General features: G+C 73.6%; 24 protein-coding genes. 17 read left to right on the forward strand and 7 right to left on the reverse strand.

All coding sequences use genetic code 11. The annotated features are described in order from the left end of the window. The first annotated feature begins 104 nt into the window (after nucleotides 1–104). From QSK00_RS22900 to dnaB, 9 genes are all read left to right on the forward strand, one after another. On the forward strand, nucleotides 105–512 hold the full coding sequence (locus QSK00_RS22900; RefSeq protein WP_285594458.1) for a DUF5318 family protein: 408 nt from the start codon (nucleotides 105–107) through the stop codon (nucleotides 510–512). Between the two features lie 306 nt (nucleotides 513–818). Then, on the forward strand, nucleotides 819–3,308 hold the full coding sequence (locus tag QSK00_RS22905; protein ID WP_285594459.1) for a transglycosylase domain-containing protein: 2,490 nt from the start codon (nucleotides 819–821) through the stop codon (nucleotides 3,306–3,308). Between the two features lie 20 nt (nucleotides 3,309–3,328). Then, the gene (locus QSK00_RS22910) at nucleotides 3,329–4,996 is read left to right on the forward strand and encodes a glycosyltransferase family 87 protein (RefSeq protein WP_285594461.1); all 1,668 of its coding nucleotides are present in this window, start codon (nucleotides 3,329–3,331) and stop codon (nucleotides 4,994–4,996) included. Between the two features lie 139 nt (nucleotides 4,997–5,135). Continuing rightward, complete coding sequence (locus QSK00_RS22915) at nucleotides 5,136–6,134, forward strand: hypothetical protein (RefSeq protein WP_285594463.1); 999 nt, start codon at nucleotides 5,136–5,138, stop codon at nucleotides 6,132–6,134. Between the two features lie 149 nt (nucleotides 6,135–6,283). Next, the gene (gene rpsF, locus QSK00_RS22920; protein ID WP_285594464.1) at nucleotides 6,284–6,616 is read left to right on the forward strand and encodes a 30S ribosomal protein S6; all 333 of its coding nucleotides are present in this window, start codon (nucleotides 6,284–6,286) and stop codon (nucleotides 6,614–6,616) included. Continuing rightward, nucleotides 6,616–7,161 carry a single-stranded DNA-binding protein gene (locus tag QSK00_RS22925; RefSeq protein WP_285594466.1) on the forward strand — a complete coding sequence of 182 codons (546 nt, stop codon included), beginning with the start codon at nucleotides 6,616–6,618 and terminating at the stop codon, nucleotides 7,159–7,161. The genes rpsF and QSK00_RS22925 overlap by 1 nt, the downstream gene beginning before the upstream one ends. Before the next feature lie 33 nt (nucleotides 7,162–7,194). Further along, nucleotides 7,195–7,431: a 30S ribosomal protein S18 gene (gene rpsR, locus QSK00_RS22930; RefSeq protein WP_018330393.1), complete on the forward strand. Its 237-nt coding sequence runs from the start codon at nucleotides 7,195–7,197 to the stop codon at nucleotides 7,429–7,431. A 17-nt stretch (nucleotides 7,432–7,448) separates the two neighbouring features. Further along, nucleotides 7,449–7,901, forward strand: coding sequence for a 50S ribosomal protein L9 (rplI, locus tag QSK00_RS22935; RefSeq protein ID WP_179795752.1), 453 nt, complete (start codon nucleotides 7,449–7,451; stop codon nucleotides 7,899–7,901). Nucleotides 7,902–8,441: 540 nt separating this feature from the next. After that, on the forward strand, nucleotides 8,442–9,857 hold the full coding sequence (dnaB, locus tag QSK00_RS22940; RefSeq protein WP_285594469.1) for a replicative DNA helicase: 1,416 nt from the start codon (nucleotides 8,442–8,444) through the stop codon (nucleotides 9,855–9,857). 29 nt (nucleotides 9,858–9,886) lie between these two features. On the opposite strand, the gene QSK00_RS22945 is transcribed toward dnaB, so the two are convergent. Continuing rightward, complete coding sequence (locus tag QSK00_RS22945; RefSeq protein ID WP_285594471.1) at nucleotides 9,887–10,792, reverse strand: alcohol dehydrogenase catalytic domain-containing protein; 906 nt, start codon at nucleotides 10,790–10,792, stop codon at nucleotides 9,887–9,889. Between the two features lie 93 nt (nucleotides 10,793–10,885). Here QSK00_RS22945 and QSK00_RS22950 point away from each other — a divergent pair, with 93 nt between their 5' ends. The 3 genes from QSK00_RS22950 (at nucleotide 10,886) to QSK00_RS22960 (ending at nucleotide 12,319) form a co-directional block, all read left to right on the forward strand. Beyond that, complete coding sequence (locus QSK00_RS22950) at nucleotides 10,886–11,365, forward strand: MarR family winged helix-turn-helix transcriptional regulator (protein ID WP_285594473.1); 480 nt, start codon at nucleotides 10,886–10,888, stop codon at nucleotides 11,363–11,365. A gap of 176 nt (nucleotides 11,366–11,541) precedes the next feature. Further along, on the forward strand, nucleotides 11,542–12,090 hold the full coding sequence (locus QSK00_RS22955) for a carboxymuconolactone decarboxylase family protein (protein ID WP_285594475.1): 549 nt from the start codon (nucleotides 11,542–11,544) through the stop codon (nucleotides 12,088–12,090). 73 nt (nucleotides 12,091–12,163) lie between these two features. Further along, the gene (locus QSK00_RS22960) at nucleotides 12,164–12,319 is read left to right on the forward strand and encodes a hypothetical protein (protein WP_285594477.1); all 156 of its coding nucleotides are present in this window, start codon (nucleotides 12,164–12,166) and stop codon (nucleotides 12,317–12,319) included. Here the strand turns inward: QSK00_RS22960 and QSK00_RS22965 are convergent, their stop codons facing one another. From QSK00_RS22965 to QSK00_RS22980, 4 genes are all read right to left on the reverse strand, one after another. Beyond that, nucleotides 12,320–13,327: a sigma-70 family RNA polymerase sigma factor gene (locus QSK00_RS22965; protein WP_285594479.1), complete on the reverse strand. Its 1,008-nt coding sequence runs from the start codon at nucleotides 13,325–13,327 to the stop codon at nucleotides 12,320–12,322. Between the two features lie 124 nt (nucleotides 13,328–13,451). Further along, a complete protein-coding gene (locus QSK00_RS22970; RefSeq protein WP_285594481.1) occupies nucleotides 13,452–14,684 on the reverse strand; it encodes an MFS transporter in 1,233 nt (410 codons plus the stop codon). Nucleotides 14,685–14,695: 11 nt separating this feature from the next. Further along, the gene (gene cutA / locus QSK00_RS22975) at nucleotides 14,696–14,995 is read right to left on the reverse strand and encodes a divalent-cation tolerance protein CutA (RefSeq protein ID WP_285594483.1); all 300 of its coding nucleotides are present in this window, start codon (nucleotides 14,993–14,995) and stop codon (nucleotides 14,696–14,698) included. 51 nt (nucleotides 14,996–15,046) lie between these two features. After that, nucleotides 15,047–15,619 (reverse strand): TetR/AcrR family transcriptional regulator, encoded by a 573-nt coding sequence (locus tag QSK00_RS22980; RefSeq protein WP_285594484.1) that lies wholly within the window; start codon nucleotides 15,617–15,619, stop codon nucleotides 15,047–15,049. Between the two features lie 56 nt (nucleotides 15,620–15,675). On the opposite strand from QSK00_RS22980, the gene QSK00_RS22985 reads away from it, so the two are divergent. Then, nucleotides 15,676–16,539, forward strand: coding sequence for an LLM class flavin-dependent oxidoreductase (locus QSK00_RS22985; protein WP_285594485.1), 864 nt, complete (start codon nucleotides 15,676–15,678; stop codon nucleotides 16,537–16,539). Here QSK00_RS22985 and QSK00_RS22990 read toward each other — a convergent pair. Further along, complete coding sequence (locus QSK00_RS22990; protein ID WP_285594488.1) at nucleotides 16,525–17,790, reverse strand: MFS transporter; 1,266 nt, start codon at nucleotides 17,788–17,790, stop codon at nucleotides 16,525–16,527. The two genes, QSK00_RS22985 and QSK00_RS22990, sit on opposite strands and share 15 nt — an antisense overlap. Before the next feature lie 96 nt (nucleotides 17,791–17,886). Here QSK00_RS22990 and QSK00_RS22995 point away from each other — a divergent pair, with 96 nt between their 5' ends. Together QSK00_RS22995 and QSK00_RS23000 are read left to right on the forward strand one after the other, a co-directional pair. After that, entirely contained in the window at nucleotides 17,887–19,314 is a 1,428-nt protein-coding gene (locus QSK00_RS22995) for an MFS transporter (protein WP_285594490.1), read from the forward strand. Nucleotides 19,315–19,471: 157 nt separating this feature from the next. After that, nucleotides 19,472–20,338 (forward strand): aldo/keto reductase, encoded by an 867-nt coding sequence (locus QSK00_RS23000; RefSeq protein ID WP_285594491.1) that lies wholly within the window; start codon nucleotides 19,472–19,474, stop codon nucleotides 20,336–20,338. 119 nt (nucleotides 20,339–20,457) lie between these two features. On the opposite strand, the gene QSK00_RS23005 is transcribed toward QSK00_RS23000, so the two are convergent. Further along, nucleotides 20,458–22,104, reverse strand: coding sequence for an SDR family oxidoreductase (locus tag QSK00_RS23005; protein WP_285594492.1), 1,647 nt, complete (start codon nucleotides 22,102–22,104; stop codon nucleotides 20,458–20,460). 387 nt (nucleotides 22,105–22,491) lie between these two features. Between QSK00_RS23005 and QSK00_RS23010 the strand changes: the two genes are divergently transcribed. Continuing rightward, nucleotides 22,492–23,031: a hypothetical protein gene (locus QSK00_RS23010; RefSeq protein ID WP_285594494.1), complete on the forward strand. Its 540-nt coding sequence runs from the start codon at nucleotides 22,492–22,494 to the stop codon at nucleotides 23,029–23,031. Nucleotides 23,032–23,200: 169 nt separating this feature from the next. Beyond that, nucleotides 23,201–23,785, forward strand: coding sequence for a DoxX family protein (locus QSK00_RS23015; protein WP_285594496.1), 585 nt, complete (start codon nucleotides 23,201–23,203; stop codon nucleotides 23,783–23,785). Nucleotides 23,786–23,855: the final 70 nt, after the last annotated feature.

Here is a 23,855-nt window from a genome sequence, read left to right on the forward strand (position 1 = left end):
GACGGCCCGACCGTATCGCGGCGATACATCGGGCCGCTGCTCGCGACGATCTCGTCACACCGCAGCCGGTACACCGCGGGCGGTCGCTGGTTACGCTGGTGGCCGTGCGAAATCCCCGCCAGGTCGTCGACTACGCGCTGCAGCGCCGCGCGCACCTCGCCGACGTGGCCGCGGGTCGCAGCTCCGCCGAGGACGCCTGTGACGCCGGGGCCTACCTGCTCCAGGCCGCCTCGTACCACGGTGCGGCCACCCCGACGCCGTGCCCGCTGTGTCGTCGCGACGAACTCGTCAACGTGTCCTGGGTCTTCGGCGACCGGCTCGGATCCGTGTCCGGTTCCGCCCGTTCGGCCGACGAGATCGCTCGGTTGGACGACGCGGCCGGGGAGTTCACGGTGCACGTGGTGGAGGTCTGCCGTACGTGCCGGTGGAACCACCTCGTACAGTCCTACGTCTTGGGAGCGGACGACGCCTCGGGATCGGGTCGCCGTCGGCGTCGGACGGCCTCGCCCTGACGCCGCGGTGGGCGTGACCGGACGCGGCGTCCGCACCCGGCCGAGCCCGGCCGAGATGTCCCTGGGAGGCGCCACGTGACCGACGACCGTCGTGACGACCGTCGTCCCGTCGGCGGCTCCGCGCCCCCGACGTCGGCGCCCCCGAACGCGGCGCCACCGCCACCGGGCGGGTCCCGCGGGCTCCCAGCCGGCTGGTCCCCCGTCCCGCCGTCGGGTCGTCCCGGCCCGGGTGGCCCGAACGGCCGCCCCCCGCAGAACGGCCAGCAGCAGAACGGACGTGGCGCTCCCGGTCCCGCGCCGACCCGCGTGGGCCCGACCCCCGGGGCGGAGCCGCCCCGACCCGCCGTCGGGAACGGGCACGGCGGTCTGAACGCGACCCGCGTGGGCGGTCCCTTCCCCGATCCGCGCCGTCCGGCCGCCGAGCAGCGGCCGGAGCCACGCCTGCTGACCCACGACGGGTCGCGCCCGCTGGCGACGGCCGCGGCGGCGGCCCCGACCCGCGCGAGTGCGGGGACGCGCACCGCCGGCCGGCCGGGTACCGCGCCGACGGCGGCGACCGACGTCGTCCAGGGCACCGCGGCGCCGGGACGCAGTGGCGTGCGCACCCCGCCGCCGGGCACCCCGCCCGGCTCACGGCGGGGCGACGACGGGGACGAGCCGGACCCGAAGCGCCGCGGACGGCGCATCCGACGCACGATCTACGTGCTGGTCGCCCTGGCGGTGCTGGGGCCCCTCCTGGCCTTCGCCGTCGGCTGGATCTTCTTCCGCATCCCGAGCCCCGACGACGCGACCAACAACCAGGTCGCGACGATCGCCTACTCCGACGGCTCGACGCTCGCGAGCCTCGCGCAGGCCGAGGGCAACCGGATCAAGGTGCCGCTCTCGCAGGTCCCGCTGCCGGTCCAGCACGCGGTGGCCTCGGCGGAGGACCGCAGCTTCTACACCAACTACGGCTTCGACCCGATCGGCATCGCCCGCGCGGCCTGGAACCAGGCGCAGGGCGGGGTCGGCGGCGGGTCGACCATCACCCAGCAGTACGTCAAGAACGTGCTCGTGGGTGACGAGCACTCCTACTGGCGCAAGTACCGCGAGGTCGTCATCGCGGCGAAGATCAACCAGGAGGAGTCGAAGGACCAGATCCTCGAGAACTACCTGAACACGATCTACTTCGGTCGCGGCGCCTACGGCATCCAGGCCGCGTCCCAGGCGTACTTCGGCCGGGACGTCGCCACGCTGAGCCCCAGCGAGGGCGCGATGCTCGCGGGTCTCATCCAGGCACCGTCGAAGTGGGACCCCGCGGTCGACCAGGCCGGCTCGCAGCAGCGCTGGAGCTACGTCCTCGACGGGATGGTCGAGCAGAACTGGCTCTCCCGCGCCGATCGCCAGGCCGCGGTGTTCCCGACGACGATCCCGCCGGCCAAGGCCCGCACCGGCATCCCGGCCAACGACCGTGGCCACATCGTCACCGCGGTCAAGGACGAGCTCGCCTCCTACGGGATCACCGAGCAGCAGGTGAACCAGGAGGGGCTCAAGGTCGAGACGACGATCGACCCGAAGCTCCAGCAGCAGGCGGCGGACGCCGCGGCGAAGACGCTCGACGGCCAGCCGGCGAACCTGCGGACCGCCCTGGTCTCGGTGGACCCGCAGAGCGGCGCGATCCGGGCGTACTACGGCGGGACCGACGGGCAGGGGTTCGACTACGCCCAGACCTCGCGGCAGCCCGGCTCGTCGTTCAAGCCGTTCGTGCTGCTCGCCGGGCTCGAGAAGAACCCGCCGATCGGTCTCGGGACCACCTTCGACGGCTCGACCCCGCAGACGATCGCCGGGACGAAGGTCGAGAACTCGGACGGCGAGAGCTGCCCGAACTGTGACCTCAAGACCGCGATGACGCTGTCGATCAACACCGTCTTCTACCAGCTGGGTGTCCAGGTCGGCCCGCAGAAGGTCGCCGACGCCGCCCACCAGGTCGGTGTCACCGCGCAACTGCCCGACCCCAGCGGCGGCATCTCGATCGGTGACAAGGAGGTCAAGCCGGGCGACATGGCCTCGGCGTACGCGACCTTCGCGGCCGACGGCATGTACCACAAGCCGCACATGGTCACCCGCGTGACGACGGCGGACGGGCGCGTCCTGTTCGACGGCGGCGCGACGCCCGGGGAGCAGCGGATCAGCCAGCAGCTCGCCCGCAACGTCACCGAGTCCATGCTCGACGTCGCCTCGCACTCCCAGATCCCGCTGTCGGCCGGGCGTCCGGTCGCGTCGAAGACCGGCACCGTCCAGTCGTCGGTGAAGGGACAGAACAACGACGCCTGGACCATCGGCTACACGCCGCAGATCTCGACGGCGGTCTGGGTCGGCACCGACGACAACTCGCCGATCAAGACCTCGGGGGGCGCCCCGATCTACGGCCGCGGCGTCCCGGGTCAGATCTGGCAGAAGTTCATGAACCAGGCCCTGCGCAACGAGCCGGTGGAGCAGTTCTCCGACTTCAAGGCCATCGGCACCCCGATCGCCCCGCCGAAGCCGCCGGACGGCCAGGACCCGAACAACCCCGACGGTCAGAAGAACGGCCAGTACTGCGTCGACGGGGTCTGCGTGAACTACCCCGGCAACGGGGGCGACAACAACGGGAACAACGGCGGCAACAACAACGGCAACAACAACGGCGGGAACAACAACAACGGCAACAACGGCAACAACGGGGGGGACAACGGCGACCGTGGGAACAACGGGGACGGTGGCGGGAACCAGCCGAACAACGATGGCGGCGGTCTGTTCCCGAACGGGTTCAACTGACCCCCTCGTCCGGGACACCCGTGTCCGCTGACGCCCCGCCGACCCGCAGCCGCTCGCACGACCCCGAGTCCCTCGACGCCACGTCGCGGGTGCTCCCCGCCCACGACGACGGGTTCGTCCGGGCCGCGAGCGCCGCGGTCGGCGGGCCGGTCGGGGCCCACGCCGTCGTCGGGCGCGCCGGGTTCTTCACCCCGCTGCGGGTGGTGCTGCTGCTCGCGACGATCGTGCTGGCGCTCGGGTGGTTCGCGAAGTCCCCGTGCCTGCAGCAGTACGTGGACGACTCGGGGCAGCTCCAGCTCGACTGGCGGGACAGCCGTCAGTACGTGGCGATGTGCTACTCCGACACCGTCCCGCTCTACACCGCGGAGCGGCTCGACCAGGGCGGCGTGCCGTACGTGACGAGCTGGGTCGACCAGCGCGACGACGGCACGACCCAGGTGCGCTACATGGAGTACCCGGTGCTCACCGGGTTCTTCCAGTGGGCCAACGCGCGCCTGACGGCGGGGTGGCTCGCGCTCGGGCTCCCGGCGGCGTTGCCCGTCGTCGTCTACTTCGACCTCTCCGCGTTCTGGCTGGCCCTGGCGTGGCTCGGCGTCGTCTGGGCCATGGTGCGGATGCGACCCGGTCGGCCGTGGGACGCCGCGATCGCCGCGGTCTCGCCGCTCGTCGCGGTGCACGCCTTCACCAACTTCGACACCCTCGCCGTCGCCGGGGCCACCCTCGGCATGCTCGCCTGGTCCCGACGGCGACCCGGGGTGGCCGGTCTCCTCCTCGGGCTCGGGGCGGCGGCGAAGCTCTACCCGTTGTTCCTGCTGTTCCCGCTGCTGCTGCTGTGCCTGCGCGCGGGCCGCATGCGCTCCTGGTGGACTGTGGCCCTGACCGGCGTCGGCGCGTGGGCGGTCGCGAACGCGCCGGTCGCGGTCCTCGCTCCGGCCGGCTGGTGGGAGTTCTTCCGGCTCAACTCCACCCGCGCGGCCGACCCCGACTCGCTCTACAACATCGTCTCCGGCCTCACCGGCTGGCCGGGGTTCGACGGCCCGCTCACGTCCGGCCAGACGCCGAGCGTGCTCAACGCGGTCACCGCGGTGCTGTTCGCACTGTGCTGCGCGGCGATCGCCGTGCTGGTGTGGCGCGCGCCGGTCCGGCCACGGTTGGCGTCGGTCGCCTTCCTCGTCGTCGCCGCCTTCCTGCTGACGAACAAGGTCTGGAGCCCGCAGTACTCGCTGTGGCTGATCCCGCTGGCGGTCCTCGCGTACCCGCGCTGGAAGCCGCTGCTCGTCTGGATGGCGCTCGACGCCTTCGTGTGGGTGCCGCGGATGTACTACTACCTCGGCACCAACAACAAGGGTCTGCCCGCGCCCTGGTTCTACGGGGCCGTGGTGCTGCGGGATCTCGCGGTGATCGCGGTCGCGGCGCTGATCGTGCGCAGCGTGCTGCGCCCCGGGCTCGACCCGGTCCGCCGTCGGCCGGGCCGTCCCGACCCGGCGCCGGTCGGGGCGGATCCGGACGGCGGGGTGCTCGACGGCGCCCCCGACGCCGCCTGGTTCCGGCGTCGTCGCGGTCTTCCCGACGGCGGCGCCTCCCGCACCCCGGCCGACGACGCTCCCGGCGGCGCGACCACTCGATCCGGTGGCGGTCCCGACCCGGCCGGCCCAGGCACCGTCGCACCCGCCGTGCCCCGTCCGTGACGGATCGGTGATACCCGCGTCACCTCCGGAGCAGCGCCTCGTTGGGGGTTCTGCCGTCCTCCCCGCCGTCCGCGCACGGGGCATGTGCCCGACCGGGAGAGCGGCGGGGCAGCGTTGGTGTGAGAAGGGGTCGAAGCTGATGGGTGCGCGGTTCTCGCGTCTGGTGTCGGTCGCTGCGGCCGGAGGTGTCCTCACCGGGACGCTCCTCCTCGGAGGAGGTGCCGCCCTCGCGGCACCGGCGGCGCCCGCCGCGCCGGGCGAGGTCGTGCCGGCCCGGTGCGGTCAGACGGTCCAGGCGAGCCCGGGCGACTCCGTCCAGGTCACCCCGACCCTCGGTGCGCCCTTCCTCGTGCCGATCACCTCGGCCGCCGGCCCGCTGCAGTCGATCACCCGGCCGCTCACCGGCCTGCTGTGCCAGGTGCAGGTCCAGCTCATCGAGCCGGTCGCCACCGCCGCGGCCTCCGCCGCCCCGCCGGCGGCGCCGCTCGCGAGCGCCGCCGCGGCCGCCGGGCGGGCGCTGGCCCCGCAGGCCGCCGCTCCGTCGGCCGCCGCGACGAGCCCCACCGCGGCCGCCGCACCGGCGCCCGCCGCCGTGCCGCCCGCGGTCGCCCCGGCGCCCGCGCTGCCGCCGGCCGCCCTGGCCGCGCCGGCCTTCGCGCCGTCGTTCAACGCGCTGCCCTCGTCGTTCCTCGGGTCCCCCGCCGTCGGCTCCGCGCCCGCCGGGCTCCCCGCCTACGACCCCGGACAGCTGCTCGGCTCGGCCTTCCCCGGGCTCAAGGCCGGCGCCCCGGCCTACCTCGGCTACGACCCGGCCAGCGCGGTCACCACGGCCAGCCAGGTCCAGGCGCTCCCCGTCGACGGACTCTCCGGCGGCATGGGCGTCCCGGTGATGCTCGCGGTCCTCGCCCTCGCCGGGGTGGCCGCCTTCGTCGTCCGCTCGATGGTGCTGCGTCGCGCCGCCGGTGCGAGCGCCGCGGCAGCCGGCTCCGCCGTCGCGGCCGGGCCGGAGGCCGACGACGACTACACGGTCGCGTCGATGGAGCAGCTCGCCGCGCGCCACGGCGAGGCCCCGCAGTCGCCTGCGAACGGCTTCCCGGCCGCGGGCGAGACCGAACTGATGGGAACCACGCGCCGCTGAGCTGCGTCGGAACCCACGAGGGACCAACTCGGGCGGGTCGGGGTTCATCCCGGCCCGCCCGCGGTCGTCTCCGGGGTCGCCCGTAGACTGGTCGGACCGAGTTCCCTCCTGCCACGGATCGTCCGTGGCCGCCAGTCCATGGGAGGTGAGTGGTACTCGTGCGCCACTACGAAATGGTCGTCATCCTCGAGCCCAGTCTCGACGAGCGCACCGTAGCCCCGTCGCTGGAGACGTTCCTCAACGTCATCCGCACCGACGGCGGCACCGTCGAGAACGTCGAGGTCTGGGGCCGTCGACGTCTCGCCTACGAGATCGAGAAGAACGCCGAGGGCATCTACGCCGTCCTCGACGTCAACTGTGAGCCCGCCACCATCAAGGAGATGGACCGGCAGCTCGCGCTGAACGAGTCGGTGCTGCGCACCAAGGTCATGCGTCGTGACCCGAACGCCGGAGCGCGTCGGGGCAAGGCCGGCGCGAGCTAATGGCCGGCGACACGGTCATCACCGTGGTCGGCAACCTCACCGCCGACCCCGAGCTGCGGTTCACGCCCTCCGGCGCCGCCGTCGCGAACTTCACGGTCGCGTCGACGCCCCGCACCTTCGACCGCCAGAGCGGCGAGTGGAAGGACGGCGAGGCGCTCTTCCTGCGCTGCAACATCTGGCGCCAGGCCGCGGAGAACGTCGCCGAGTCGCTGACCCGCGGCGCCCGCGTGATCGTGTCCGGCCGACTCAAGCAGCGCTCGTTCGAGACCCGTGAAGGGGAGAAGCGCACCGTCATCGAGCTCGAGGTCGACGAGGTCGGCCCCTCGCTGCGGTACGCGACCGCGTCGGTGACCAAGGCCAGCCGCTCCGGGGCACCCGGTGGCGGCGGAGGTGGCTACGGCGCCTCCAACGGCGGCGGCTACTCCGGCGGCGGTGGCGGGTACGGCGGCGGTGGCCAGTCCGGCCCGGCCGACGACCCGTGGGCCTCCGCGCCCGTCGCCGGTTCCTCCGGCGCCGGCGGGTACGACGACGAGCCCCCCTTCTGATTCCCCAGATTCACTCCAGGAGATAGAGACACCATGGCGAAGCCGCCGGTGCGCAAGCCCAAGAAGAAGGTCTGCGCGTTCTGCAAGGACAAGAACCAGCTGATCGACTACAAGGACACCAACCTCCTCCGCAAGTACATCTCGGACCGCGGCAAGATCCGCGCCCGCCGGGTCTCGGGCAACTGCTCGCAGCACCAGCGGGACGTCGCCGTCGCCGTGAAGAATTCGCGTGAGATGGCGCTGCTGCCCTACACGTCGACCGCTCGCTGAGGAAGGGGACCCACGCGATGAAGCTCATCCTCACCGCCGACGTCGCCAACCTCGGTGGCCCCGGTGACCTCGTGGACGTCAAGGACGGCTACGGGCGCAACTTCCTGCTGCCCCGCGGGCTGGCCATCGTCGCCACCCGTGGCGCGATGAAGCAGGTCGAGACGATCCGCCGCACCCAGGAGGGCAAGCGGATCCGCGACCTGGACCACGCCCGCGAGATCGCCGGCGAGATCCAGGGCCTCGGCAAGGTCACCGTCGCCGCCAAGTCGGCCGGCGAGGGCGGCAAGCTGTTCGGCTCGATCAGCGCCGCCGACATCGTGTCCGCCGTGAAGTCCGCGGGCGGACCGAACCTCGACAAGCGCCTCGTCGAGATCTCGGGCCACATCAAGTCCACCGGGTCGCACTCGGTCCACGTCCGGCTCCACCCGGACGTGCGCGTCGAGCTCCCGCTGGCCGTGCAGGGCACCTGAGCCCACCCGTCCCACCTCGGGCCCCGGACCGCGTCGTCGGTCCGGGGCCCGACGTGTGTCCGGGGCGCTCGACGCCGTCCGGCCGCCGATCGACGAGAGGCCCCGGGCGTCGTGACCGCCTGTGGATGATTCGCTCACGCTGCGCCGAGAGGTCACGAAACGGTCACCGTGCCGCCCGGCGCCCGCCGTCGGCCGGTCGTCGCCACGTCCCGTATCCGTGTCGCGACACGCCGGTGACGCCGTGCGACGACATGCCGATCCACTTGTTGTCCCCAGGGTGCACAACGCTCTGAGCTGCGACGACGTCGAATCTGAGCGGGTTGCCAACAGGTTGTCCCCAGGTGCGCCCACCTCGGGGGCCTGTGCTTGGTGATCGGTCCCCAGTCCATGCACAGGGGCGTGCACACCACCGCCTCGCGGCCGGTGGTGGAGCGGCCCTAGCGTGCGCGTCGGCGGTGGACGCCGGTGACTGTCGGACCCTCGTGCGAACGTGCGTTCGACGAGGCCGGGAGTCGGCGGGGACGGCGGGAGGAGCAATCGGTGGCGGTGCTCGACGAGCGCGGCACGGGCGGTCGCGACGGCGGATTCGGCGGTCAGCGGTCCCGCTCGGGCGAGGGTGAGGGCCGCCCGGAGTTCGACCGGCAGCCTCCGCAGGACATCGCGGCCGAGCAGTCGGTGCTCGGGGCGGTGCTGCTGAGCAAGGACGCCATCGCCGACGTCATCGAGCTCCTCAAGCCCGACGACTTCTACCGGCCCGCGCACCAGACCGTCTACGAGTGCGTGCTGGACCTCTACGGCCGCGGCGAGCCGGCCGACGCCGTCACCGTCTCCGCCGACCTCGAACGTCGTGGCGAGCTGCTGCGCATCGGCGGCGCGCCCTACCTGCACACGCTCATCGCGAGCGTCCCCACCGCGGCGAACGCCTCCTACTACGCCGAGATCGTGGCCGACCGGGCCGTGCTGCGGCGCCTCGTCGAGGCGGGCACGCGCATCGTGCAGCTCGGCTACCACGGCGGCGACGGGGCCGACACCGACGACATCGTCGACCGGGCCCAGGCCGCCGTGTACGAGGTGACCGACCGTCGGGTCACCGAGGACTACGTCGCCCTCGAGGACGTCCTGCAGCCCACGATGGACGAGATCGACGCCATCGCCTCGCGGGGTGGTGTGTCCTTCGGTGTGCCCACCGGGTTCGCCGACCTCGACGACGTCACCAACGGCCTGCACGCCGGCCAGATGATCATCGTCGCGGCGAGGCCCGGCATCGGGAAATCGACTTTGGGACTGGATTTTGCTCGGTCGGCGAGCGTCAAGCACGGCCTCACCAGCGCGGTGTTCTCGCTGGAGATGAGCCGCACCGAGATCGTCATGCGCATGCTCTCGGCCGAGGCGAAGATCCGTCTGGCCGACATGCGCGCCGGCACGATGACCGACGACGACTGGACCCGGCTGGCCCGCCGCATGAGCGAGATCTCCGAGGCCCCGTTGTTCATCGACGACTCGCCCAACATGACGATCATGGAGATCCGCGCGAAGGCCCGGCGGCTCAAGCAGCGCCACGACCTGCGGCTGATCATCCTCGACTACATGCAGCTGATGACCTCCGGCAAGAAGGTCGAGAGCCGCCAGCAGGAGGTCTCGGAGTTCTCGCGTCAGCTGAAGCTGCTGGCCAAGGAGCTGGAGATCCCGCTGGTCGCGATGAGCCAGCTCAACCGTGGTCCCGAGCAGCGCACCGACAAGAAGCCGCAGCTCTCCGACCTCCGTGAGTCGGGATCGCTGGAGCAGGACGCCGACATGGTCATGCTGATCAACCGGCCCGACGCCTTCGAGCGGGACGACCCCCGCGCCGGCGAGGCCGACATCATCCTGGCCAAGCACCGCAACGGGCCCACCGCGACGATCCCGATCGCCCACCAGCTGCACTACAGCCGGTTCGCCGACCTCGCCCGGGGCTGACGCGACGGGACCGCCGAGGTCGGTACCGCTCAGGGCAGGGTGACGACGACCTTCCCGTTGCCGGCCTCGGCGAGCTCGTGTGCCTTCACGATCTCGTCGAGCGGGACGACGTGGCCGACGCGGGGCCGGTAATGGCCGTCCCGCCCGAGCGCGGCGGCCGCGTCCAGGACCGACGAGTCGTTGGCGGCGTCGACGAGGTGCGTCCCGAGTCGGGCGGCGCCGTTCCGGTCGATCACGGTGACCACGCGCGACGGGTCACCGCCGACGATCTCGACGAGATCGGGCAGGGCGTCGGACGCCGCGGCGTGCAGGGCGGCGTCGACCCCCTGCGGGGCGAGCGCCCGGACCCGCTCGGGCAGGCCGGGCCCGTAGGTGGTCGGGAGGACGCCAGCGGCGCGCAGGGCCTCGTGGTTGGCCTCGCGCGCCGTGCCGACGACGGTGGCGCCGGCCTGGACGGCTGCGGCCACCGCGACGGTCCCGACGGCACCGGAGGCACCGTCGACGAGCAGCGTGCGTCCCCGGAGGTCGCCGAACGGGCCCAGCGCCCGCAACGCGGTCACGGCACCGAGACCCGCTGCCGCCGCCTCCTCCACGCTCCAGGTCGGCGGGACCGGGGCCCAGGCGGTCAGCACGGCGAACTCGGCCGTGGTGTCGGCGTGACCACCGAGCCCGAACACGAGGTCGCCCGGCGCCACCCCCTCGACCTGCGGCCCGACCTCGTCGACGACGCCGGCCGCGTCCCGGCCCGGGACGGCGGGCAGGTCGAGGGGCAGGAACTCCGCCAGGGCGCCGGCGCGCAGCAACCAGTCGATCGGGTTGACGCTCGCCGCCCGCACCCGGATGCGGATCGAGCCCGGGCCCGCGTGCGGTTCGGGGGCCTCCTCCACGGTGAGGACCTCGGGGCCGCCGTAGCGGTGGAAGCGCGCTGCGCGCATGGTCTGCTCCTGCTCGGTCCGATACTTGCTGCGGAAATCAAAGCTAGGAGCGGATACTTTCCGTGTCAAACATCGCTGGGTAGGCTCCTGTCGGTGGGCGAGGACTTGCTGGTCGGACGCGAGGCACGGACCTGGTCCCTGTTGCTCGGCGTCATGATGTGGCTGCCCGCCGAGCTGGACGCCTACCTGGAGCGCGTCGTCGGCGTGAGCCACGCCGAGTACCAGGTGGTGCGCTGGCTCTCGGCGGGCGAGGACCGCGAACTGCACATGACGCGGCTCGCGGCGACGGCCAACGTGACCCCGTCGCACCTGTCCCGGATCGTGGCGCGGCTCGAGCGGCGCGGCTGGATCGAGCGGAGCCCCGATCCCGACGACGCCCGTCGCACCCTGGCCCGCCTCACCCCGGACGGCGCCGCGACCGTGGCCGCCTGCGAGCCCGGCTATGCGGCCGAGGTCCGGCGCCTGGTCTTCGCCCACCTGCAGCGCGACCAGGTCGACCAGCTCGCCGACATCGCCGAGGCGGTCCTGACCCCGCTGCGCCCCGACTGCGTCGCCGCCCTGCCCGGGCCCTGAGGGTCATGCCAGGCAGGCCGGACCGCCGTGGACGCTGTCTCACGTCACACTCGCGGAGGGTGCGGCCCGCGCCCGACCGGGAGCTCGCCGCGAGGGTCACGTCAGGCAGGCCCCAGCGGCTCGAAAGCTGCCTCACGTCACCCTCGCGGAGGGTGCGGGCCCGGCACGATGACCCCGTGACCCGACCACGCCGCCTCCGCCCCGACGAGCTCGGCCCGGCCGCCCGTCGCGTCTACGACGCCATCGCCGCCGGACCACGGGCGGGGAGTGGCCTCGTCCAGGACGACGGGTCGCTGCGCGGCCCCTTCGACGCGATGCTGCGCCACCCCGCCGTCGGGGAGCCGCTGCAGGCTCTCGGGGCGGCGCTGCGCTACGCCGGGGACCTGTCCGATCGGGCTCGCGAGCTCGTGATCCTCCGGGTCGCCGGGGTGCGGGACAGCGCGTTCGAGCGCTCCGCCCATGAGCCGATCGCTCGACGGGCCGGACTGACCGACGACCAGCTCGCCGGGCTCGCCGCCGACGCCGTCGTCGCCTGGCCCGACCCCGTGGAGCACACCGCCGACACGGCCGCCCGCGCGCTCGCCCGCCACGAGCCCGTGGACGACGAGACCTACCGCGACTGGGTGGACGTCCTGGGCGAGGCGGGCCTGGTCGAGGTGACGGCGCTCGTCGGCTACTACGGCCTGCTCGCCGACCTGCTGCGCCTGTTCGCCCCGGAGCCATGACCGGCCGATCGGGCAGGTGACCCAGACCACGTCCCGGGTAGCCGACAGGGTCCACCACACGAGAGGACCCGCCATGAGCACCGAGAAGCAGACCGACCCGTCGACCGTCGTCCCGCCCGCCGAGCAGCTGACCGGCGAGTCGGCCGAACCGGACCGCCCGGCGGTGTCCGACGTGTTCCCGGCCGGGGAGGCCGCGTCCGAGGACCACCTCGAGCCCAACGAGGGTTGATCAGTCGAGCACGAGCGGCAGCCCCGCGGCCGTGACGTGCTCGGCCCCGAGGAACGACGTCAGGTCCGCGATCCGCTCGCCGCGCAGGGTCAGCACCGTGATCGACCAGGCGCGGTAGGACCCGTCGTCGGGACCCTGCGCGACGGCGGGTCCGTTGAGGTAGAGCGCGACCGCGGGCTGGCCGTTCGCGCTGGTCACGATCGTGCGCCACGTCCCGCAGGCGCCGAGCGGCACGGCCCGGGTGAAGGCGTCGACCGGGCCGAGGCCGGCGTACCAGCCGGGCAGGGGCGGCATCGACCACGTGACGTCCTCGGTGAGCAGGGCGACCAGGCGGTCGGCGTCACCCTGCTCGAGCGCGGCCGCGTAGCCGGTGACGACGGCCCGGAGCCGGGCGTCGTCGACCCCCGCGAGGGTCCGGGCCTGCGACACCGGCGGGACCTTCTCCGCGACGATCCGCCGCGCGCGCTGCAGCGCCGAGTTCACCGCCGCGGTCGAGGTGTCCATCGTCGCCGCGATCTCGGCGGCCGAGAAGCCGAGCACCTCGAAGAGCAGGAGGGCGGCCCGCTGGTTGCCGGGCAGGTGCTGCAGCGCGGCGACGAACGCCAGCTCGACCGACTCGCGCTCCTCGACGGCGAGCGCCGCGTCCGGGTAGGGCGTCAACCACGGCACCTCGACCGGCACGTCGTCGAGGATCGGTTTGGACGACGCCGGACCGAGGTCCATTGGCAGGGCCCGCCGACCGCGGGCGTCGGCGAGGTCGAGACAGGTGCGGGTCGCGACGGTGTACAGCCAGGACCGCAGCATGCTGCGCCCCTCGAACCGGCCGATGGCCCGCCACGCGCGCAGCAGCGCGTCCTGCAGTGCGTCGTCGGCGTCGTGCACCGACCCGAGCATGCGGTAGCAGTGCGCGTGCAGCTCAGGGCGCACCGTCGCGATCAGCCGGTCGAACGCGGCGGCGTCCCCGGCGCGGGCGGCGTCGAGGTCGGCCTCGGCGAGCGCGGCGTCCATGGGGCCGAGTCTGCCGCGTCGCCCTGTCCGGTTTCGACCGAAGGGCCCCTTCGCTCCGTAGAACCGCCCGGGGGCGCCCTTCGCCACGACGCCGCGGCACGGGCGAAGGGCGGCCACGGCCCGTCTAGTCGACCGAGGGGGCCCTTCGCTCGGAACGGGCCGCCGCCGTCCGCAGCGGCAGGACCACCACGACCGTCGCCGCGAGCAGCACCACGAGGAAGCCGATCGTGGCCGACCAGCCCGCCACCCCGAACACGACGCCACCGAGCGTGCCACCGACCGACGATCCGACGTAGTAGCTGAACAGGTACATCCCGGACGCGACGGCCCGCCCGTGCTCGGCGCGCCGCCCGACCCACGCCGACGCCACCGCGTGCCCCGCGAAGAACCCGACCGTGAGCAGCGCCAGGCCGCCGATCACCAGCGCGAGCACGGGCGCCAGCATCGCGACGGCGCCGACGACCGCCACGGCGCAGGCCGCCAGGACGGTCCTCCGGGCGCCGAGCCGGCCGGAGATCCGGCCGGCCACCGTGGAGGTCACGGTCCCGACGGCATAGAGGACGAAGACGAAGCCCACGACGAGGTCGGGCAGGGAGAAGGGCGGCCCGAGCAGGCGGAACGCCACGTAGTTGTAGGCGCAGACGAAGGTGCCCATGAGCAGCAGTCCGACTGCGAACAGCCGCCGCAGCACCGGGTCGCCCAGGTGCGAGCGCACCTCGCCGACCACCTCGGACGCCGCGACGGGGGTCGGGGTGAAGCGCCGCGACGGCGGGAGCACCAGCCAGAAGACGAGCAGACAGGCCGCCGAGACGGCCGCGATCCCGCCGAGGGCGAGACGCCAGGAGCCGGTGAGGTCGTTCAGCGCGGACACCACGATCCGCCCGCCGAAGCCGCCGACCGAGTTCCCTGCGACGTAGAGGCCCATCGCCCCGCCGAGGTGCCCGGCGTCGACCTCGTCGGCCAGGTACGCCATCCCGACGGCGGGCAGCCCCGCCAGCGCCACCCCCTCCAGCCCGCGCAGCACCAGCAGCAGCCACAGCGACGGCGCCACCGCGGCGGCCAGCCCGAGCACCACGGCGCCCCCGAGCGACCACAGCATCACCGGCCGCCGGCCCCACCGCTCGGACAGCGCCGACGCCGGGATGATCGCCAGGGCCAGCCCCCCGGTGGTCACCGAGACCGACAGGGAGGCCGTGCCGGGCGAGACCGCGAACACGTCGACGAGCCGCGGCAGCAGCGGCTGCGTCGCGTAGAGCAGCGCGAACGTGGTGAAGCCCGCGAAGAACAGCCCCACCGAGACGCGTCGGAAACCCGGGTCTCCCCGTCGGAGGGCGGCGGTCCCCAGGTCCACGGACATCGTTGCCCAGGCTAATCGGACGATTCGTCCGCCACCCACGTCAGATACGTCTCATGTCCGCCGTCGATCGGGAGCGCGATCACCTCGGGCACGTCGTAGGAGTGGTTCGCGACGATCCAGTCGGTCGCCTCGGGCACGCGCGCGGTCTTCACGACGAGCTGGTACTCCGGCTCGACCTGCACCGCTCCCTCCCACCGGAACACGCTGCGGACCGGCCCCACGATCTGCACGCAGGCGGCGAGCCGGGCCTCGACGAGCCCGCGGGCCAGCCGCTGCGCCTCGTCGTCGGAGTCGGTGGTGGTCAGGAGCACGTGGGGCACCCGTGCAGGTCAGCAGAGCGCGCCCGTCCGCGCCAGCGCGGGTCACGACGGCGGGTGTGCCTCCCGGATCGCGGCCTCCAGTCCGCCGAGGAGCACGCCGAGGTGGACGTCGAACGACATGGGCTCCGCGGCGGTGCCCGGGAAGCGGGCGCCGGACTCGAGCGTGACCCAGCCGAGCACGGCGCTGCTGAACGAGTACCAGTACTGCCGTGCCGACGCGGGGTCGGCGCCCGCGGCGGTGAGGGCGGCCAGCGCCGCCGTCTCCACGGGTGCGTGCCCGGCGTCCCGGTGCTCCCCGGTGAGGAGCCGGTGCGCGTAGCCGGGGACGCCGCCGACCTCACGGCGCAGGCGGTGCGCCCAGTCCGTCAGCCACGCCCGCCACGAGTCGGGGCCCGGCGTGAATCCCGGCAGCACCCGGGTGGCGACGTCCGCCGCGACGAGGTCGAGCAGGGCGTCGCGGTCGGCCACCCAGCGGTAGAGCGCGGAGGTCGACACGCCGAGCTCGGCGGCCACGCCCGCCATCGTCAGGGTCGCGGGGTCGGTCGCGGCGGCCACGGCGACGATCCGCGCGCGGTCGATCCGAGGGGGCCGACCACGGCGGGGGGAGTCCGTCACGACCCGGAGCGTCTCATTAGTAACGAGGCTTCACTAATGCGCGTACCGTGGTCGGGGTGCGCATCGGGATCGGGTTGCCCAACCACGTCGAGGGGGCCGACGGCGCGACGCTGCTCGCGGTCGCCCGCCGGGCCGAGGACCTCGGGTTCGCGTCGGTCTACGCCAACGACCGCCTCGTCTGGACCAACCACGAGCCCCTCACGCTGCTCGCAGCCGTCGCCGGGGCGACCACGCGCATCCACCTCACCGGCGTGCTCGTGGCCCCGCTGCGGACCGACCACGCCCTGCTCGCGAGCGCGGCCGCCTCGGTCGACTCGCTCGCCGGCGCGGGCCGCCTCACCCTGGCACTCGCACCCGGCGTCCGGGCCGAGGACTTCGAGCGCGCGGGTGTCCCGTTCGCCGGACGCGGCGCGGCCCTCGACGCGCTCCTGCGCGAGCTCCGGCACTGCTGGGGGCCCGACGGCGACGTCGGACCGCGTCCCGCGACGCCGGGCGGACCGGCCCTGCTCCTCGCCGGGACCTCGGCCCCGACGCTGCGGCGGATCGTCACCCACGGGCGCGGGTGGCTGGCGAACCCCGGCCTCGCGCGGTTCGAGGACTTCTCCGCGGTCCTGCGCGTCCGGTGGCGGCAGGAGGGTCGCGACGGCGAGCCCTTCCGCGGCGTGGTGGTGCCGTTCGCCCTCGGGGCGGAGGCGGTCACGACGATGGAGCGCACCCAGCGGGCCTTCTTCGCCACCACCCCGGAGCACGCCGGACCGGTCATCGCGGGCACCGCGACCTCGGCGTCGGCGGTCCGGGACGTCGTGCACGCCTACGCGCGGGCGGGTGCCGACGAACTCGTGCTCCAGGCCCAGCACCCGGACCCGGGCCAGGTCGACCGGGTCGCGGAGGCGCTGGACGCCGTCTCAGTCGGGGCGTGAGGGCGCACCGGTGGGCGACACCTCGCCGAACACCTTGCCCCGGGCCTCGGGGCCCAGCAGCAGCACGACCGCCGTCAGGACGAGGACGGGCACGATCACCGCGGCCAGCGCGAACGACCCGCCGTAGGCCGCCGCCAGGGCCGCCTGGATCGGCAGGTTGAACGAGGCGATCGCGTTGCCGAGCTGGTAGGTCACGCCCGGGTAGAAGCCGCGGACCTCGTCGGGCGAGAGCTCGGCGAGGTGCGCAGGCACCACGCCCCATCCGCCCTGCACGAACACCTGCAGCAGGAACGCGCCGAGGGTGACCAGCCCCAGCACCGGTGAGTACGCGAACAGGAAGACGACCGGGATGCCGAGCACCGCGCACGCGGCCGCGGTCCGCCGGCGGCCGAACCGCTCGGACAGCGCGCCGAAGTAGGCCCCGCCCAGGATCGCACCGACGTTGTAGATGATCGCGACGACGGTGACGGTGCCCGTGGAGGCGGAGAAGTCCTCCTTGAGGAAGGTCGGCACGTAGTCCTGCGTGCCGTGGCTCATGAAGTTGAACAGCGTCATGAGCACGATGAGGTAGAGGAAGCGGCGCAGGACCTTCGGCTGCAGGAAGACCTGGCCGGGCCCGACCTTCGTCAGCGCCACCTTCTCCTGGGTGCGCTCCCAGGCCTCCGACTCCCCGACGCGAGTGCGGATGAGGAAGGCGATCAGCGCCGGGATCGCGCCGAGGACGAACAGCCAGCGCCACCCGAGGTACGGCGTCACGAGGAAGTTCGCGATCGTCGCGAGCAGGTAGCCGACCGGGTAGCCCTGCTGGAGCAGGCCCGACCAGAACCCCCGCTTCTCCGGCGGGATCTTCTCCAGGGCCAGCGACGCCCCGAGGCCCCACTCGCCGCCCATGCCGAGGCCGAACAGGAACCGGAGCACGACGAGGACCGTGAAGGTCGGCGCGAGCCCGGAGAGCACCTCCATGGCCGAGTAGAAGAGGACGTCGACCATCAACGGGATGCGACGACCCTTCTTGTCCGCCCAGATGCCGAAGACCAGCGCGCCGATCGGACGCGCGATCAGGGTGACCGTGGTGAGGAAGGCCACCTCGGTCGTCGAGCGACCGAACTCCTTCGCGATGTCGGACAGGACGAACACGACGAGGAAGAAGTCGAACGCGTCCATCGCCCAGCCCAGCCAGGCGGCCAGGAACGCGTTGCGCTGCTCGCGGGTGAGCCCCCGCGCCTGCTCGAAGAGTCCCGGAGCGGCCATGGCCCAGGAACTTAGGCTCAACAACGGTGGTCGGGACACCCGTCGTCGGGAACGTCCCGCGATGTCCACCTCGGCACCGGGCCTAGGCTCGTGAGCATGGCGAACGACTCCGGTGGGAGCCCCCGGCACCGTTGGCTCGTGCTCGGCATCTGCTGCATGAGCCTGCTCGTGGTGTCGATGGACAACACCATCGTCAACGTGGCGTTGCCGGCGATCCGGGCGGACCTCGCGGCCTCGATCACGGAGCTGCAGTGGACCGTCGACGCCTACACGCTCGTCCTGGCCTGCTTCCTCATGCTGGCCGGCGCGACCGGTGACCGGCTCGGGCGCCGCCGGACCTTCCAGACCGGGCTCGCCGTCTTCGGCCTCGGCTCGCTGCTGTGCAGCCTCGCGCCGTCGGTCGGGTGGCTGATCGCGGCCCGCGCCGTGCAGGGCCTCGGCGGGACGATGCTCAACCCGATCGCGCTGTCCATCGTCACGAACGTCTTCGTCGACCCACGGGAGCGGGCACGCGCCATCGGCATCTGGGGTTCGGTCGTCGGGATCTCGCTCGGCCTCGGGCCCGTGCTCGGCGGCCTGCTCACCGAGACCGTCGGCTGGCGGGCGATCTTCTGGGTCAACGTGCCGATCGTGCTCGCCGCGCTCGCCCTCACCGCGCGCTTCGTGCCCGAGTCGCGCGCCGCGCATGCCCGGCGTCCGGATCCGGTCGGGCAGGTCCTGGTGGTGATCCTGCTCGGGTCGGTCACGACGGCCGTGATCGAGGCGCCCCGCCTGGGCTGGACCTCGGGGGTGGTCCTCGGGCTCGCGGTGGCCGCGGTCGTCTCGCTGGTCGCCCTGCTGGTGTGGGAGCGGCGTCGGCGCGAACCGCTGCTCGAGCTCGGCTTCTTCGCGAGCGTGCCCTTCTCCTCGGCGACGGTGATCGCGGTCTGTGCGTTCGCGGCCTTCGCCTCCTTCCTGTTCCTCTCGACCCTCTACCTCCAGGAGGTCCGGGGGCTCTCCTCGCTCGCCGCGGGCCTCGCCCTGCTCCCGGCCGCCGTGACCTCCACGGTGTGCGCGCCGCTGTCGGGCCGCCTCGTCGCCACCCGGGGCGCCCGGCTCTCGCTGGTCGTCGCGGGCATCGCGATGACGGCGGTCGCGCTCGTCCTCACGCAGGTCGGCCCGACGACGCCGGAGTGGGTCCTGCTCGTCGTCTTCGGGGTCTTCGGCATCGGCTTCGGGCTGGTCAACCCGCCGATCACGAACACCGCGGTGAGCGGCATGCCGCGGGCGCAGGCCGGGGTGGCGGCGGCGGTCGCGTCGACGAGCCGCCAGGTCGGCTCCACCCTCGGGGTCGCGGTGGCCGGTACCTTCGTCGCCGCCGCGGTCACGCTCGGCTCCGGTCTGACGGCGGGCTGGGTGGCGGCGGCGGTCGCGACCGCCGTCGTCGGGGTGCTCGGGGTCGTCGCGACGACCGCCCGGGCCCGGGAGAGTGCGGACCGGGTCGCCGCCTCGTTCGCCGAGGACACCGCCCCGGCGCGCGTCTGACATCGTCGGATGTGACATGGAAGGGCGGCATCGGCGAAGTCGATGACCGTCGAGCGAACCCATCGTGGGACATCGACCACTGTCGCGGGCGTCGGTGCACCACGGGGGGCACGCTGGGCGCTCCGCGTCGTTCCGGCGCGGGGGAAGGAGATGCCACGTGACGACGACGCAGTCGCCGGCGGCTGCCGCCGGGACGTTCCAGCTGGGCGGTGAGTTCACCGTCCGCCGCCTCGGGTACGGCGCGATGCGGCTCACCGGGGAGGGCATCTGGGGCCCGCCGAAGGACACCGACAACGCGCTGGCCGTCCTGCGCCGGTCGGTCGAGCTCGGGGTCGACTTCATCGACACCGCCGACTCCTACGGCCCCTACGTCAGCGAGGAACTCGTCCGGGAGGCGCTCTACCCCTACCGCGACGTGCGCGTCGCGACGAAGGCCGGCCTCCTGCGTACCGGACCGAACCGCTGGATTCCCTGCGGCCGCCCGGACTACCTGCGCCAGGAGTGCGAGATGAGCCTGCGCCGTCTCGGCGTGGAGACCATCGACCTCTTCCAGCTGCACCGCGTCGACCCGCACGTGGCCGCCGACGAGCAGTTCGGGCTCCTCGCCGACCTGCAGCGCGAGGGGAAGGTCCGGCACGTCGGCCTCTCGCAGGTCTCCGTCGAGCAGATCGAGGCCGCGGGCCGGATCGTCGACGTCGCGTCGGTGCAGAACCGGTACAACCTCGTCGACCGGTCCTCCGACGCCGAGCTGCGCCACTGCACCGAGCACGGCATCGCCTTCATCCCCTGGGCCCCGGCCGACGCCGGCAACCTGGCGAAGGAGGGCAACGCCGCGCACGACGTGGCGGTCGAGCTCGGCGCCACCCCGGCCCAGGTCGCCCTCGCCTGGCTGCTGCAGCGCAGCTCCGTGATGCTCCCGATCCCGGGCACGGCCTCGCTCGAGCACCTCGAGGAGAACTGCGCCGCCGGGACGCTGGACCTGCCCCGCGCCGCCGCGGAGCGCCTGGACGCCGCCGGCGCCTGAGCTCTCCGGGCCGAGCGAACGGGCCGTCCGTCACGTTCTCGCGTGACCGACGGCCCGTTCGTCCGTTCAGCTCGCGTCGTTCGTTCCGGCCAGGGGCCCGCGACGCCGGGTCGGTCCGGTCAGGCACCCACGCGGCGGCGGGCCTTCTCCGCGTCACGCAGCGCACGGACGCGTCGGCGGCGCCGGAGCGCCGCGATCGGACCGTGCCCGTCGGCGGGAGCGGCGAGCGGGCCGCTGCCCTCGGTGAGTTCGGCGGCGGCGACGATGCGCCGCTCCATCCCGCCGAAGACGAGCACGTGGAACGGCGCGATGACCCACCAGTAGGCGTGCCCCGCGAGGCCCCGGGGCAGGAAGATCGCGCGCTGGCGGTAGATCGACCCGCCGGGCCGGGGCGCCACGCGCAGCTCCAGCCACGCGAGGCCGGGGGCCTTCATCTCGGCGCGCAGGCGCAGCAGGTACTCGCCGTCCTCGAGGTCGGGGACCGACTGCGGGCCGGCGTCGCTTCCTTCCACGCACTCCTCGACCCGCCACCAGTCCAGCGCGTCGCCGACCTTGAGGGAGTCCTCGTCGCGGCGGCCACGGCGCAGGCCGACCCCGCCCACGAGGCGGTCGATCACCCCGCGGGCCCACCAGCCGATCGGGAACGAGTACCAGCCGCGGTTGCCGCCGATCCCGACGACGACGTGCCAGAGGTTGTCCGCGCTCGCCGCGGAGGTGCGCTCCCGGACGTCGGTGTAGACGGTGCCGCCCGCCCACTCCGGGTCGGAGGGCAGGAGATCCGAGGGCATCGGCTCCGACGGGGCGTAGCGGGCGTTCGCCCCCGACCAGCGGGTCTCCACCTGGCCCTCGCGGATCCGGGTGAGCGCGAGGTCGACCGCGCGGCGGAAGCTCGTGAGGCCCTCGGCCGGCGGGGCGACGTAGGAGTCGATGTCGTGGTCGGAGGCGACGACCTCGTGGACGAGGGAGTCGATCAGCGGCACGGCCGTGGAGCGCGGCACGGGGGTCACGAGGTTCACCCAGTGCGAGGACAGCCGTGGAGTGAGCACCGGCACCGGCAGCATCCGCCGTGGCGGCAGGCCCGCGACCTCGGCGAAGCCCTCCATCATCTGCAGGTAGGTCAGGACGTCGGGGCCGCCGATGTCGAACGACCGGTTCACGTCCGCGGGCAGCTCGACCGCGCCCGCGAGGTAGTGCAGGACGTCGCGGATGGCGATGGGCTGCACGCGGTGGTGCACCCAGCTCGGCGTGAGCATCACCGGGAGCCGCTCGGTGAGGTAGCGCAGCATCTCGAAGCTCGCCGAGCCCGAGCCGAGGATCACCGCGGCCTGCAGGACCGCGGTCGGCACCCCGGAGCGCAGGAAGATCTCGCCGACCTCGGCGCGGGACGCGAGGTGCTCGGAGAGTTGCACCCCCTCCGGGTGGATGCCGCCGAGGTAGACGATCCGCCGCACCCCGGCCGACCGGGCGGCCTGCGCGGTGATCAGCGCGGCGTGCCGGTCGACCTCGGCGAACCCGGACTCGGACAGCGAGTGCACGAGGTAGAACAGGACGTCGGCGCCCTCGCAGGCGGCCCGCATCGAGTCCTCGTCCAGCACGTCGCCCGCGACCACCTCCACGGCCTCCTGCTGGGCCCAGGGGATGTCCTTCATCTTCGCGGGCGTGCGGACCACGCAGCGCACCTCGTGGCCCTCGGCCGCGAGCCGCGGCGCGAGGCGCCCGCCGATGTAGCCGGTCGCGCCGGTCACCACGCACTTCACGAGTTCCATGGTCCCGGTCGACGGGTCGTCCCGCGACCTCGGCGCCTGCCGCGACGTGCCTCGATGGGGTGTGCCACCACCGTGCGCATCCGCTCGATGGGGTGCACGACCGGCCGTGTGCGTCTCGCGGAGGCGGGCGAATCACCCGGGTGCCCGATCGAGCGCGTCGACCTCACGGCCGGTGAGGACCGGGGCTGCGAACGACACGGATGTGGTTCTGCTCCTCTGGAGTGACACACGACCAGGGGGTCTTCCGGCGTGTCGCGATTCGATCGGCGCGTCGCCCGAAAGGTGCGCCGGACACCTGCCGTTGCCCCTCATGTCGCGGGCGAACGGACACCACCGTTCGTCGCAGCGAGAGCAGGACCGTGTGGTGCAACGGCGGAGGTGGGGAACATGTGGGTCTGGCGCGACGAGACGGTGCGCGGCGGTTGGCGTCTCGACGACACGGGGTCGTGGCGGTACGACGAGCCCGCGCGCCTGGAGCCGGTGGGCGCGCAGCGTCGACCGGATCTCGACGCCCGGGCGCGTGAGCAGTGGGCCCGGGAGCGCTTCCTGGCCGACCAGCGTGCCCGTCAGGAGCGGCTGCGGCCGGCGCTGGCGGCGACGCCCGGCGACCCGTTCGAGGCGGAGCCGATCTTCCGGTCGGTGGCGCACGAGGTCCGCGAGGAGCGCCGCTACGAGGGTGGCCGCTACCGGCACGCCGCGACCGAGCGCCGGGGTCACATCCCCGAGCCGCACCCGGGCTCGGGGCCCTTCCCCGCCCAGGACGGCGGCCGTCGCCGCCTCGCCCCGGTGGAGGAGGTCCCCCCGCCGCCGGCCCAGCACGACCTCGGACCGGCCGCGACGGCCGAGGAGGAGCTGCGGCGCCGGGCGGAGCGCCGTCGTCGTCCCCAGGCGGAGCCGGCCGGCGGTCGGCACGTGCTCCGCCGCTGAGGAGACGTTCCGGACCCGTCGGGGGTGTCCGGAACACCTGACGTGAGCTCGAGGGCCTCCCGCCCGGTGCGGGGGGCCCTCGTTCGTCCGGGGGTGGCAGGTGTGCCCGTGCACGGGGAGGGGTATCGCCCCCGCCAGCGTCCGTCCCTGATCGCAGGAGGTCTCCCCCATGCTCGTCCGCCGTCTCGCCCGGCCGATGCTGGCCGCGGTGTTCATCAAGGGCGGGATCGACACCCTGCTCAACCCGGAGCCGCGGGTCGGGATGGCCGCCCCGAAGATCCAGCAGGCGGAGAGCGTCGTCGGTGACAAGCTCCCGCCGCAGGCCCCCACCGAGCCCGACCAGCTCGTGCGCATCGACGCCGGCGTGAAGATCGGCGCCGGCGTGCTGCTGGCCCTGGGCAAGTTCCCGCGCATCGCGTCGGTGGCGCTGGCCGCGAGCATCATCCCGACGACGGTGGTGGGCCACGCGTTCTGGGAGGCCGACGGGGCGGACCGCCCGGCGCAGGAGATCCACTTCCTCAAGAACCTCGGCCTGCTCGGCGGGCTGATCCTCGCGGCGGTGGACACTGAGGGGAAGCCGTCGCTGGGCTGGCGCGCGCGTCGCGCGTCGCGCAAGGTCGCCAAGCAGACCCGCGAGCTCACCGGGCAGGCCTCGGACACCGACTTCGCCGGGACGGCCAAGTCCGCGGCCGAGACCGCCGGGGCCACCGCGCGCGACGCGGTCGACGTCGCGATCGGCCGCTTCGTCGCCTGATCCGTCCTGCCCGGACTCCCCCGTCCGCTGCCGGCCACGGCAGGCGGGCGGGGGAGTTCGTGCGTCCGGC

Origin of the sequence: Actinomycetospora sp. NBRC 106378 (assembly GCF_030269685.1) — a bacterium.
Classification (GTDB): domain Bacteria; phylum Actinomycetota; class Actinomycetes; order Mycobacteriales; family Pseudonocardiaceae; genus Actinomycetospora.